Annotated in this window: 12 protein-coding genes; 8 read left to right on the top strand and 4 right to left on the bottom strand. The window is 73.8% G+C overall.

The features are described from left to right. Positions 1 to 76: 76 nt before the first annotated feature. From P2H44_RS16615 to P2H44_RS16625, 3 genes are all read left to right on the top strand, one after another. Positions 77 to 1,021 carry a LysR family transcriptional regulator gene (locus P2H44_RS16615; RefSeq protein ID WP_275765134.1) on the top strand — a complete coding sequence of 315 codons (945 nt, stop codon included), beginning with the start codon at positions 77 to 79 and terminating at the stop codon, positions 1,019 to 1,021. Next, positions 1,018 to 2,283, top strand: a complete 1,266-nt coding sequence (locus P2H44_RS16620) for a M28 family peptidase (RefSeq protein WP_275765137.1) — start codon at positions 1,018 to 1,020, stop codon at positions 2,281 to 2,283. The genes P2H44_RS16615 and P2H44_RS16620 overlap by 4 nt, the downstream gene beginning before the upstream one ends. An 88-nt stretch (positions 2,284 to 2,371) precedes the next feature. Then, on the top strand, positions 2,372 to 3,259 hold the full coding sequence (locus P2H44_RS16625; RefSeq protein WP_275765139.1) for an alpha/beta fold hydrolase: 888 nt from the start codon (positions 2,372 to 2,374) through the stop codon (positions 3,257 to 3,259). Between the two features lie 52 nt (positions 3,260 to 3,311). Here the strand turns inward: P2H44_RS16625 and P2H44_RS16630 are convergent, their stop codons facing one another. The 3 genes from P2H44_RS16630 to P2H44_RS16640 form a co-directional block, all read right to left on the bottom strand. After that, on the bottom strand, positions 3,312 to 3,791 hold the full coding sequence (locus P2H44_RS16630) for a DUF411 domain-containing protein (RefSeq protein WP_275765141.1): 480 nt from the start codon (positions 3,789 to 3,791) through the stop codon (positions 3,312 to 3,314). Between the two features lie 206 nt (positions 3,792 to 3,997). Further along, positions 3,998 to 5,665, bottom strand: a complete 1,668-nt coding sequence (locus tag P2H44_RS16635) for a tetratricopeptide repeat protein (RefSeq protein WP_275765143.1) — start codon at positions 5,663 to 5,665, stop codon at positions 3,998 to 4,000. Positions 5,666 to 5,736: 71 nt separating this feature from the next. After that, on the bottom strand, positions 5,737 to 6,306 hold the full coding sequence (locus P2H44_RS16640; protein WP_275765146.1) for a DNA-3-methyladenine glycosylase I: 570 nt from the start codon (positions 6,304 to 6,306) through the stop codon (positions 5,737 to 5,739). 266 nt (positions 6,307 to 6,572) lie between these two features. Here P2H44_RS16640 and P2H44_RS16645 point away from each other — a divergent pair, with 266 nt between their 5' ends. After that, complete coding sequence (locus tag P2H44_RS16645; RefSeq protein WP_275765148.1) at positions 6,573 to 7,292, top strand: EAL domain-containing protein; 720 nt, start codon at positions 6,573 to 6,575, stop codon at positions 7,290 to 7,292. Between the two features lie 336 nt (positions 7,293 to 7,628). Here the strand turns inward: P2H44_RS16645 and phaR are convergent, their stop codons facing one another. Beyond that, positions 7,629 to 8,240: a polyhydroxyalkanoate synthesis repressor PhaR gene (phaR, locus tag P2H44_RS16650; RefSeq protein WP_275765150.1), complete on the bottom strand. Its 612-nt coding sequence runs from the start codon at positions 8,238 to 8,240 to the stop codon at positions 7,629 to 7,631. Between the two features lie 317 nt (positions 8,241 to 8,557). Between phaR and P2H44_RS16655 the strand changes: the two genes are divergently transcribed. The 4 genes from P2H44_RS16655 (at position 8,558) to phbB (ending at position 12,566) form a co-directional block, all read left to right on the top strand. Then, entirely contained in the window at positions 8,558 to 8,773 is a 216-nt protein-coding gene (locus P2H44_RS16655; protein WP_275765152.1) for a hypothetical protein, read from the top strand. A 118-nt stretch (positions 8,774 to 8,891) separates the two neighbouring features. Beyond that, positions 8,892 to 10,097 (top strand): alpha/beta fold hydrolase, encoded by a 1,206-nt coding sequence (locus P2H44_RS16660; RefSeq protein WP_275765153.1) that lies wholly within the window; start codon positions 8,892 to 8,894, stop codon positions 10,095 to 10,097. A gap of 315 nt (positions 10,098 to 10,412) precedes the next feature. After that, positions 10,413 to 11,588, top strand: a complete 1,176-nt coding sequence (locus tag P2H44_RS16665; protein WP_275765155.1) for an acetyl-CoA C-acetyltransferase — start codon at positions 10,413 to 10,415, stop codon at positions 11,586 to 11,588. A gap of 255 nt (positions 11,589 to 11,843) precedes the next feature. Then, complete coding sequence (gene phbB, locus P2H44_RS16670; RefSeq protein WP_275765157.1) at positions 11,844 to 12,566, top strand: beta-ketoacyl-ACP reductase; 723 nt, start codon at positions 11,844 to 11,846, stop codon at positions 12,564 to 12,566. The last annotated feature ends 55 nt before the right edge of the window (positions 12,567 to 12,621 follow it).

Here is a 12,621-nt window from a genome sequence, read left to right on the forward strand (position 1 = left end):
ATGCATTGACCGACCTATGCCAGCAAGGATAAATTTTTGCCTGCCTACAATGGAAATCTGGCCATAAGGATTTTGAATGACCCTCGATCCGCGCTTGCTGGAGGCGTTCCGCACCGTCGTCGAGGCCGGATCGGTCACCGGGGCCGCCCGGCTGCTGGGCGTGACCCAGCCGGCGGTCAGCGCCCAGATCGCGCGGCTGGAGGCGCACGCCGGGTTCGAGCTGTTCGAGCGCTCCGGCGGCCGCCTGGCGATCACCTTCCGCGGCCGCCGCTTCTACGAGGAGATCCGCACCGCGCTGGGCGCGCTGGAGCGCCTCGAGCAGGCCGCGCGCGACATCCGCTCGGGCGAGACCGAGACGCTGGTCGTCGCGGGCCACCCCTCCGCCTCGATCTCGCTGCTGCCCGAGGTGGTGGCCCAGCTTCGCGCCCGCCGGCCCGACGCGCGGATCGTGATGCTCAACCGCACCTCCGAGGAGGTCGCCGCCGCCTTCGAGGCGGGCGCCGTGGACATCGCGGTCGCCGAATGGCCGATCCATGTGCAGGGCGTCGAGATCCGCCGCCACGCCGCCGACTGCGTGGCCATCGTCCCCGCCGGCCACCCGCTGGCCGAGGCGCCCTTCATCGGCCCGGCCGAGATGGCGGGCCACCCGCTGGTGGGCATGTCCGAGCGTCGCCTGATCGGCCACCGGGTGCGCGAGCTGTTCGTGGAATGCGGGCTCGACTACGCGCCCGCGATCGAGAGCGAGTTCTTCGCCGCGATCTGCGGCCTGGTCGCCGCCGGCGCGGGCGTGGCGGTGGTCGACGCCTGGTCGGCGCGCACCTTCGCCTCGCTGGGACTGGTGGCGCGGCCGTTCCGCCCCTCCCTGCGCTACGAGATCGGCGTGTTCCGCCGCGCCTCGACCTCGCCCACGCCGCTGGCCGAGGAGCTGATGGCGCTGATCGAGCGGCGTCTGTCGGACCGCGCGCCGCCGCCGGCCGAGGCCGCCCCCCTTTCCCCCGCCCCTCCGGAGACCGATGCATGACCGACGCCGCCTTCCTCGACCGCGCCTTCGCCGCGATCTGCGACACCGGGGGCCGGCTGTGCGGCACGCCCTCCGAGCGCGCGGCGACGGCGCTGCTGAAGGCGCTGGGGCGCGAGGCGACGGGCGTCGAGGCGCGGGCGGAGGCGTTCGACTACGCCGGCTGGCGCCCGCTCGCCTGCGCGCTGACCGGGCCCGACGGCGCGGCGCTGCCCGCCCATCCGCTGGTGCGCAGCGCGCCGGGCGAGGTCGAGGCCGAGGTGATCGACCTCGGCCGCGGCGAGCCCGAGAGCTTCGCCGCCCATGCGGACGAGATCGCCGGCCGCATCGTGCTGGTGCGCCATGAGCTGATGTTCAATCCCGGCACCATCCATCGCCGCATCAAGTACCGCGCCGCGGTCGAGGCCGGCGCCGTGGGCTTCCTGATCGCGGGCCCGGCCGAGGGCGGCTGCGTCGCCGGCTCCTCCGGCCGCGGCGGGGACGAGCCGGGCATCCCCGCCTTCGGCATTTCGCCCGAAGCGGCCCGGGCCCTCGCCCGCCGCGCCGCGGGCCGCCCCCGGGCGCGGATGTCCCTGAGCGTCGAGGAGGCGCCGGCCTCGGCCGAGAACCTGTTCTTCGACCTGCCGGGACGAACCGACGAACGGGTGGTGCTGACCGCCCATATCGACGGCCACGACCTGGGCGAGAGCGCGATCGACAACGCCTCGGGCCTCGCCGCGGCGCTGGAGGCGGCGCGACGGCTCTGCGCGGACCGGCCGGCGGGCGGCTGGCGGCGGGGGCTGACGCTCGCCTTCTTCAACGCCGAGGAATGGGCGCTGACCGGCTCGGCCCTGCACCTCGCCGCCCTGTCGGAGGCCGAGCGCGCGCGCATCGCGGTGGCGATCAACCTCGACTCGCCGGTGGGCGGGGCGGGGCCCGACGGGGGGCTCGCGGCGCTGACCTGCGGGGCTGCGGGGATCGAGCCGATGCTGCTCGCCGCCGCCGAGGCGGAGGGGATCGCCCTGCGCCTGCACCGCCCGTTCCAGGCGAACTCGGACCACGCAAATTTCGCGAAGGCCGGCATTCCCGCCTTCCGCCTCGTCGCCGGCTTCGGCCAGCACGCGGCGCCCGCGCGCCTGGTGCTGACTCCGCTCGACCGTCGCGACCTGGTCGAGCCCGCCGAGCTGCGCCGGGCCGCCGACCTCGCCGAGCGCATCGCCCGCCACGCCCTCGACGCGCCGGCGGAGGAGGCCGCCGCCTGGCGCCCCGTGGCCCCCGCCGCCTGAGGCGCGCGCCCCCTCGCGCTTGAGGCCCGCGGGTCGGCGCTCTATGCCTTCCGGCAGACGACCGACGTTTCAAGCGCGAGGATCACGAATGGACATGGGCGGCGCGACGGACCCGCGGGAGCGGAGCTGGGAGGTGGACGGGCTGCGCTTCGCCGGTCTCGAGTGGGGACCCGAGCGCGGTCTTCCGGTGCTGGCGCTGCACGGCTGGATGGACCACGCCGGCAGCTTCGCGGAGCTCGCGCCGCGGCTCGAGGGCTGCCGGGTGGTCGCGCTCGACCTCTCGGGCCACGGGCTGAGCGGGCATCGCGCGGCGCACGCCACCTACAACATCTGGGACGACCTGCCCCAGATCGCGGGCCTGCTGGAGCAGCTGGGCTGGCGCAGCTGCGTGCTGGTGGGCCATTCGCGCGGGGCGATCATCTCGGGCCTCGTCGCCGCCACGATGCCCGATCGGGTGCGGGCGCTGGTCTCGCTCGATTCCCTCGCGCCCTATCCGCACGAGGCCGACGCGGTCGAGACGCTGGCCGCCTTCGTCGAGGAGACCCGGAAGCAGGCCGCCCGCGGTCCCCGGCGCTTCGTCGACGTCGAGGACTACGTGCGCCGGCGCAGCGCGCAGGGCAACTCGCCCGAAAGCTCCCGCGCGCTGGCCGGGCGGGCGCTGGAGAAGACCGCGGACGGGTTCGTGCTGCGCGGGGATTCGCGGCTGTTCGCCAGCTCCGCCATGAAGCTCACCCGCCCCCAGGTCGAGGAGCTGCTGCGCGCGATCCGCTGCCCGGTGCTCAACATCTGGGCGGAGGAGGGCTCGCTCGCCGCGCGCCCGCGCTCGGCCGAGATCGCGAAGCTGGGGGCGGAGCTGATCGCGGACTACGTGCGCGCCGACCTGCCCGGCGACCACCACTTCCACATGGATCCCGAGGTCGCCGGCCCGATGGCCGACACGATCCTCGATTTCCTCCGGCGCCGCCTTCAGGGCTGAGCGCCCGCCCCCGGCCCGCCGGGGGCCGCGCCGGGATCAGGCCGCCCCGGGATCAGGCAGCGTCGTAGCGCGACCACAGGCTGAGGGCGCCGTCGCGGCCGATCAGGACCACGTCGTAGGCCTCGCGCTCGCTCTCCGGCCCCATGCCGGGGGAGCCGTAGGGCATGCCGGGCGTGGCGATGCCGACGGCGTCCGGCCGCTCGGCCAGCAGGCGGCGCACGTCGGCGGGGGGCACGTGGCCCTCGACGACGTAGCCCTCGATCACCCCGGTGTGGCAGGAGGCGGCCTGCTGGGGGATGCCCAGCACGATCTTGCGCTGGACGAGGAGGGCGTTGCCCATCTCCTCGGTCGTGACCTCGAAGCCCGCGTCCTGCATCACCTCGACCCAGGCCGAGCAGCAGCCGCAGCCGGGATCCTTCATCACGTGCAGGGCCGGCGCGGCGGCGGCGCGGGCGCGCGGCGCGGCGGCGACGAAGGCCGAGGCGGCGGCGGCCAGAAGCAGGGTCCGGCGGGCGGGATCGAAACGGGTCATCGGGCGTCCTCTCTCGTCGGATCGCCGCCGGGGCCGGAGCCGCGGCGGACGCATCGAAGCCCGGCATGGGCCGGGCGTCGGGCAGGGTATCGAACCTTCCAGCGCGGGAAGGCAAGCCGCCCGTCGCCCCCGCCGCTCACGTCCGCGCGACCGTTTCGCGAAACGGCCCTCCGGGCCGCCTCCCGGACCCGGCGCGCGCCGCAGGCTCAGCCCGCCGCCATCGCCGACTGGGCGCAGAAGCACGAGGCGTTGACCGGCATGTCGGCCCGCGCCGCGGCGAGGTCGAGGCGCTGGCGGATCAGCTTGCCCTCGGCGGTGTCGGCGGCGCCGCGCCTCTCCAGGCACTGCATCAGGCCGCGCAGGCTCCAGACGTTGTCGGGGTGCACGCAGGCGCGCGACAGCTTCCGGCCCAGGCCGAGGTCCTCGCGATAGGCGGCCTCGGCCTCCTCGACCCGGCCCTGCTCCAGCAGCAGGGCGCCCAGCGCGTGGCGGGTGGGCTGCATCCAGCCCCAGGGCTCGTCGTAGGGCAGGCCGTCGTCCAGCTCGACCGAGCGGCGAAGCGCGGCGAAGGCGGCCTCGTAGGCGCCCTTGCGGTATTCCAGCTCCCCCTCCAGCATCGCCTCGGCGATGGCGAGCTGGTCGACGCAGCGGTTGTTGTGCATCAGCCGGCTTTCGGGGACCTGGGCGTAGGCCTCCTTGAACAGCGCCTGCTCCCGCTCCGCCGCCGCCACGTCGCCCAGGGCCGCGTGCGCCACCCCCTTGGCGTAGCGCCAGGAGGCGGTCAGCACCCGCCAGATCTCGGGGCGTTCGGGCATCGGTTCGGCGATGATCTCCCGCCAGCGGCCGAAGCGGACGAGGATGTGGGGCTTCATGCCGAGGTAGCTCTCGAAATAGTCGGCCATGGGGGGCGACTGGATCTCGAGCAGGTCGGGGGGCGTGATCGCCACCATCTCCTCGCAGGCGTCGAGCGCGGGCTGCATCTGGCCCAGGAACATCGCCCCGTAGATGGCGAAGTGATAGTTGTGCAGCCGGTAGCCGGCGTAGATGTTGTAGGGGCCGAGGCGCTCGTAATACAGCCGGTCCCGCTCGATCGCCTTCAGGTTCCAGTGCAGCACGTCGCGATAGTGGCCGCACAGCACGTCGATATGGGTCGGCATGTGGATCAGGTGGCCCGCGTCGGGCACCAGTTCGCGCAGCCGGTCGCCCTGCTTCAGCGCCTTTTCGGGGAAGGGCGACATCTCCATCAGGTGGACGTAGAGGTGCAGCAGGCCGGGATGGTCCCAGGCGGCGGGGTCGCGCTCGAACGCGCGCTCCAGCGCCGCCTGCGCCTCCGTCGTGCCGGCGCCGGGGGCGACCTCGCCCGAGGGCAGGTCCCACATCTTCCAGGGCGTGCGGTTCATGATCGCCTCGGCGAAGACCGTGGTCACCTCCAGGTCGTCGGGCAGGGCGGCGTGGGCGGCGCGCATCGCGTCGGCGTAGGCGTCGTCCCAGGCGCGCATGTCGGGCAGCGGCGCGCGCTGGGGATAGCGGGCGGGCAGGGCCTCGATCAGCGCGCGTTCGGGCGGGGTCAGCCCGTCGCGCCGGGCCATGGCGGCCTGCGTCGCGTCGAAGGCCTCGGCCAGGCGCGCCTCGCGCATCGCGGCGTCCATGCGCACCCAGGGCATGTTGTAGTTGGGCCCCAGCGCGTAGGCGAGGCCCCACCAGGCCATGGCGCAGTCCGGGTCCGCCTCGAGCGCGCGCTTGAAGCATTCGATGGCTTCTTCGTGGCTGTAGCCGTAGGTCCAGATCAACCCGCGGTCGAACCACAGCTGCGCCTCGGCGGAGCCTGTCGAGACCTTCCGCGAATAGACGTCGATGTCGAAGTAGCCGTCCATGAGCGTCCCCTCCCTGTCGCGGACGGCACGATAGCAGCATCCGCGCCGCGACCGGGAGGCGAAATGCGCCCTCAGCCCATGCCGGCCACGGCCTTGTGACGGGGGCAGCCGGCGAGGTGGTCGTTCACGAAGCCGGTGGCCTGCATGAAGGCGTAGACGATGGTCGGCCCGCAGAAGCGGAAGCCCTTCGCCTTCAGCGCCTTCGAGACCTCGCGCGAGAGCGGCGTCTCGGCCGGCACGTCGGCCATGGAGGGGAAGTCGTTCTGCAGCGGGCGGCCGTCGACGAAGTCCCACAGGAAGCGCGAGAACCCCTGCTCGCCCTCGATCTCCAGCCAGGCGCGGGCGTTGCCGATGGTCGCCTCGATCTTGCCGCGGTGGCGCACGATGCCGGGATCGGCGAGGGCGGCGACGATCTCGGGCTCCCCCCAGGTCGCCAGCCGCTCGGGGTCGAACCCCTCGAAACGGGCGCGGAAGGCGTCGCGCTTGCGCAGGATGGTGATCCAGGCGAGGCCCGCCTGGAACCCGTCCAGCATCAGCTTCTCGAACAGGGCCCGGCCGTCCCGCTCCGGGACGCCCCATTCCTCGTCGTGGTAGGCCACGTAGAGCGGATCGGTCCCGCACCAGGGGCAGCGATCAACCATAGGGCGAACTCCTGCTTGACTCGAATCGGGACAAAAGTAGAACATGATCGCGCCGGCCGAAAGCGCGCGTTGGGGATCGCGCCGGGCCGGAGAGGGAGGGATCCGGGATGACGGATCGACATCGCACGGGCCCGCCCGGCCGCCCGCCGGGCGACGGCCGCCGTCGCGACCCGCGCGGCCGGGGCCGGACGCCCCCTGCGGGAGAGCGCGGGGCGGACGGAGGCTCCGACGAGGTCGGCGCGACGGCCGCGGCCGGCGGCGCTCCCGTGGGCGCGCAGGATCCCGCGCGCGACGCCGAGATCGCGGCTGCGGCGCTGGGCGCGGGACGGCTGCGCCTCGCCCTGCAGCCGGTGCGCCCCGCCGCCCGGCCCGACCTTCTGTGCTTCCGCGAGGCGCTGGCGCGGGTGGAGACGCCCGACGGCGCGCTGCTGCCCGCCTCCCGTTTCGCCGAGGCGCTGGAGCGGCAGGGCCTCGCCCCCGCGCTCGACCGGGCGGCGCTGGCGCTGGCGCTGGGGCTGCTGCGGCGGGACCGGGGGGCGCGGATCTCGGTCAACGTCTCGGCGCTGAGCGTGGGCGACCGGCGCTGGGGCCTGCTGCTGGACGCGGCCGCCGAGGCCGACGGCGACGCCGTGCGCCGCTTGATCGTCGAACTGACCGAGACGGCGCGGGCCGTGCCCGCCGCCGCGCTCGCCTTCCGCGACCGCGTCGCCGCCCGCGGCGCGGCCTTCGCGCTGGACGATTTCGGCGCCGGCCACGCCGACGCCGAGGCCGCCCGCGCTCTGCGCCCGGACGTGCTGAAGCTCGACGCCGCGCTCTGCGCCCACGACGCCCAGGTCGCCGAAGCGGTGGCCCTCGCCGCGGAGTTCGACGCGATGACGGTCGCCGAGGGCGTCGAGCGCCGCGCCGACGCCCGCCGCCTGCGCCTGCTGGGCGTCGACGCGCTGCAAGGCCGCCTGACCGGCGAGCCGGTGTGCATGGCGGCCTGAGCGGAGCGCGTCGCGGAGCGTGGCGACGAGGGCTGCGCCGCCGCGACGGAGCAGGGGACGTCCCCGCGATGGCTCGCGCCGGGACCGGGAATTCAGCCGCCCGGCGCGAATGTCGCTTCCGCTCCCCCGACGATTCTCGCCGCCGATTCCAGCCGTCGGGCGTCCTCCACGCGATTCGCCCCGCAGCCACCGTCTGACCGCGGGCGCCGGGCGCGCCGAGCCTGCCGCCGGTCGCTCGGGACCGGGCGTTCGGCGCCGCAAGCCGGTCGGCCGGAACGGAAACGGGCGGGCCTTCCGGCCCGCCCGCTCGATCTCGTCAGCCGGCCGTGCGCCGGATCACTCGCCCTTGTCGCGGGCCAGCGCGTCCAGGCGCGCCTGCATCGCCTCGAGCTGCTCCTTGAGCGAGGCGAGGTCGCCGGTGGTGCGGGGCACCGGGGGCTCGGTCGGGGCTGCGGGGGGCCTGGGCGCGTCGGCGGGGCGGCCCGCCGCGAAGGGCGCGAACATGCGCATGGCGTTCTCGAAGAACTCCATGTTCGACTTCGCCATCGCCTCGAAGTTCGACAGCGCCGGATTGGCCCCGAACGCCGCCGTCACCTGGTCGCGCAGCTGCTCCTGGTTGCGGGTGAAGGTCTCCATCGAGGCCTCCAGGTACCCCGGAACCACGCCCTGCAGCGTGTCGCCATAAAGCCGGATCAGCTGCCGCAGGAAGCTGATGGGCAGCATGTTCTGCCCCTTGGCCTCTTCCTCGAAGATGATCTGCGTCAGCACCGAGCGGGTGATGTCCTCTCCGGTCTTGGCGTCGTAGACCACGAAGTCCTGCCCGTCGCGCACCATCTGGGCCAGGTGATCGAGCGTGACGTAGCTGCTCTTGGCCGTGTTGTAGAGACGCCGGTTGGCGTACTTCTTGATGGTGATCGGCGTGTCGCCCTTCGGCATGTCCTTCGCCAAACCGCAACCCTCCCGTGTCGTCCGCGTCGCGGTCCCCGTCTTGGGAAAACTCGCCGCACGGCGCGTGAATAGGCGCAGACCCTATCGCGCTTGGCGCGGCGCCGCAAACGCGATTTCCGCAGGCGCGAAGCGCGGCCGAGAACGACCCGCCCGCCGGGCCGGGCGTCGTTTCCGGGCGCGAGCCCCGCGCGACGCGGTCGAGGGAGGGGACTGTTTCGGAATGGCGCAGCGCTGCGACCGCGGTTCGGCGCCGCGGCGCGTTGTGGACCGGCTTCGCCGGGGCTAGGCTGAGCCTCGCCGAGAGTTGGGAGTCCACCGTGGCGCGCAGGGAGATCGACGTCGATGGCGCAGGCCCGCAGGCCGTCCGCACGGGACCGCAGGCGGACCCGCACGCGTCGCCGGGCGCGGCGGGCGACGGCGCGGGCCGCGCGGCGGCGCGCTATCTCGACGCCTGGGACGCGAACCAGTCGGAAGTCTCGCGCGTCGGGCCGCAGGTGCTGCCGGGGTTCCCGCCGGGCGGCTTCGGCCGCTAAGGCGGAGGCGGCAGGCGCTGCGCCCGAATCCCTCTCCGAATCTCCCAACCCCTCCGAATCGCCCGGGGCCGAGCCCGCGCCCCCGCCCGACCGTCGCGGCCTGCCCTCGCCCCTCCTGATGCACCTGGCGGCGGCGGCGGCGAACTATTCGCAGGCGATCTCCCTCCAGGCGCTGGCCGACGATCCCCGCTTCCCCTGGACGCCGGAGGTGCGGCCCGAGGGGCGCGCCTCGGGCAAGGGCCTGGGCGAGGCGGGGCGCGAGGCGCCCTTCGCGGTGGCCGCCGAGGCCGGGCGGCGCCTGCGCGAAATGCTGGCGGGGATCGAGCGCTACCAGGCCCATCCCCTGCGCCGCACGCTGCCCGATCCCCCCGTCGTCTGGAAACGGGGGGCGGCGCGCCTGCTGGACTACGGCCGCCCCGGCGCGCGGGGACCGGTGATCCTGGTCACGCCGTCGCTGGTCAATCGGGCCTATATCCTCGACCTGCATCCCGAACGCTCGCTGATGCGCTGGCTGGCGGGGCGGGGGATGCGGCCGCTGCTGCTCGACTGGGGCCTGCCGGGGCCGGAGGAGGCGGGCTTCGACCTCTGCGACTATTTCCGCGAGCGGGTGCTGCCCGCGGCCGAGACCGCGGCGGCGCTGGCGCGCGAGGCCGGGGGCGGGCCGCCCGCCCACCTGGGCTATTGCATGGGCGGCGCCTTCGCCGCGGCGCTGGCCGCGCGGCGCCCGGACCTGTGCGGGCGGCTGTCGCTGATCGGCTCGCCCTGGGATTTCTCGCGCCTCCAGGGGCTGGGGGAGGTGCTGGCCGGCCTCGCGGCGCGGGAGGATCCGGAGGCCGTGCGCAGCCGCATCCTCGCCGTCGGACAGGCGCTGGGGGCGGTGCCGGTGGACGCGCTGCAGGCGCTGTTCGCCGCCCTCGACCCCACGCTGGCCCTGCGCAAGTTCCGCCGCTTCGCCCGCCAGCCCGAGGGGCTCGCCGCCGACCTCTTCGTGGCGACCGAGGACTGGCTGAACGACGGCGTCACCCTCGCGGCCCCCGCCGCGGCGGAGATCGCGACGGGCTGGTACATGCGCAACCTCACCGCGAAGGGCGAATGGATCCTGGACGGCGAGCCGGTGGTGCCCGAGGCGGTCGAGGCGCCGACCCTGGCCTTCTGCGCCCCCTCCGACCGGATCGCGCCGCCGCTCTGCGCCGAGGCGCTGCCCCGCGCCATCCCGGGCGCCCGCCTGCGTCGGCCGCGGACCGGCCATGTGGGCATGATCATCGGCTCGCGCGCCGAGGCGGAGGTGTGGTCGCCGCTGGCGGCGTTCCTCGAGGAAGGCTGAGCCCCGACCGGACGCCGGCCCGGCCCCGGCGCCATACGCCGCACGGCGCCAAGGTCGCCCCCGGTTCCCTTGCGTCGCCTGCGCCGCAACGCTTTCGCGAGGCGGGAACAGCGTCTAGGCTCCGCCCCACGAGGTTGCGAATGAAACCGGTCGGGCAAGTCGCCGCAGCGTCAATCTCCAGGTCGACATGGAGGCTCGCCCGGGTATGTTGCGCTGCAACAAGAGATTGAAGGGCCGGCGCGTTCGAGGCGCGCGGGCCCCGGACATCCGGCCCGCCCCGCAACCGGCGCGGACCCAGACGCGGAGGAAGACTTCATGACGGACGTGGTGATCGCGGGCGCGGCCCGCACGGCCGTGGGCAGCTTCAACGGCGCCTTCGCCGACGTCCCGGCGCACGAGCTGGGGGCGACGGCGATCAAGGCGGCGCTGGCACGCGCCGGCGTCGAGGCCTCGGAGGTCTCCGAGACGATCCTCGGCCAGGTGCTGACCGCCAACCAGGGCATGAACCCCGCCCGCCAGGCCCACATCGCCGCCGGCCTGCCGCAGGAGAGCGCGGCCTGGACGGTGAACCAGGTCTGCGGCTCGGGCCTGCGCACCGTGGCGCTGGGCGCGCAGCACGTGCTGCTCGGCGACGCCGACGTGGTGGTCGCCGGCGGGCAGGAGAGCATGTCGCTCTCGCCCCACGCCGCCCACCTGCGCGCGGGCAAGAAGATGGGCGACATGCAGTTCGTCGATCTGATGATCAAGGACGGCCTGTGGGACGCCTTCAACGGCTACCACATGGGCATCACCGCCGAGAACGTGGCCGAGGGCTGGCAGATCTCCCGCGAGATGCAGGACGAGTTCGCCGTCGCCTCGCAGAACAAGGCCGAGGCCGCGCAGAAGGCCGGCAGGTTCGCCGACGAGATCTGCCCGGTGACGATCAAGACCCGCAAGGGCGAGGTGGTGGTCGACGCGGACGAGTACATCCGTCACGGCGCCACGATCGAGGCGATGCAGAAGCTGCGCCCCGCCTTCAAGAAGGACGGCTCGGTGACCGCGGCCAACGCCTCGGGCATCAACGACGGCGCCGCCGCGGTGGTGCTGATGAAGGCCGCCGCCGCCCAGTCCAAGGGCGTGAAGCCGCTGGCGCGCATCGCGGGCTACGCCACCGCCGGCCTCGATCCCAAGATCATGGGCATGGGCCCGGTGCACGCCTCGCGCAAGGCGCTGGCCAAGGCGGGCTGGAAGGTCGAGGACCTGGAGCTGGTCGAGGCCAACGAGGCCTTCGCCGCCCAGGCCTGCGCGGTGAACAAGGACATGGGCTGGGATCCGTCGATCGTGAACGTGAACGGCGGCGCCATCGCCATCGGTCACCCGATCGGCGCCTCGGGCGCCCGGGTCCTGATCACGCTGCTCTACGAGATGGAGAAGCGCGACGCCAAGAAGGGCCTGGCGACGCTCTGCATCGGCGGCGGCATGGGCGTGGCGGTCTGCGTCGAGCGCGACTGACCGCGCGCAGGTCCCGCCCGCCGTCGCCTCCGCCAGGGGGCGCCGGCGGACGGGTCCGCGCGGGCGCCGAGGCCAAGCCTTGAAATTTTCCTGCGCAAAATCACCTGACGCCTTGAAGAAAATTGCGCGTTAGGTTCTAGGTGAGCGCCCCGCCGGTCGACCCCCGGCAGGCAGGGCGGACACGCGGACTTCACTTGGGTTCCAGGCGGCGGAGACCGTCCCGGGACCGGACAGAACGGACAGGAGGAACTCCCCATGGCACGTGTGGCGGTGGTCACCGGCGGCAGCCGAGGCATCGGCGCTTCGATCTCGATCGCGCTGAAGGCGGCGGGCTACTCGGTCGCGGCGAACTACGCCGGCAACGACGAGGCGGCGGCGGCCTTCAAGAAGGAGACCGGGATCCCGGTCTACAAGTGGTCGGTGGCCGACTACGACGCCTGCAAGGCGGGCATCGAGGCCGTCGAGGCCGACCTGGGCCCCGTCGACGTGCTGGTCAACAACGCCGGCATCACGCGCGACGGCATGTTCCACCGCATGACCCTCGACATGTGGAAGGCCGTGATCGACACCAACCTGACGGGCCTGTTCAACATGACCCACCAGGTCTGGCCCGGCATGCGCGAGCGCAAGTTCGGCCGGGTGATCAACATCTCCTCGATCAACGGCCAGAAGGGCCAGGCGGGCCAGGCCAACTACTCGGCCGCCAAGGCCGGCGACCTGGGCTTCACCAAGGCCCTGGCGCAGGAGGGCGCGCGCGCCGGCATCACCGTCAACGCGATCTGCCCGGGCTACATCGGCACCGACATGGTCATGGCCGTGCCCGAGAAGGTTCGCGAGTCGATCATCGCCCAGATCCCCGTCGGCCGCCTGGGCGAGCCCGAGGAGATCGCGCGCTGCGTGGCCTTCCTCGCCTCGGACGAGGCCGGCTTCATCACCGGCTCGACCATCTCGGCCAACGGCGGCCAGTCGATGATGTGATCGCTCCGGGCGCGCGGGCAGGGGGACGTCCCCGCCGCGCGCCCGCTTTCCGGGG

Source organism: Albimonas marina (assembly GCF_029223255.1).
Lineage (GTDB): Bacteria > Pseudomonadota > Alphaproteobacteria > Rhodobacterales > Rhodobacteraceae > Albimonas.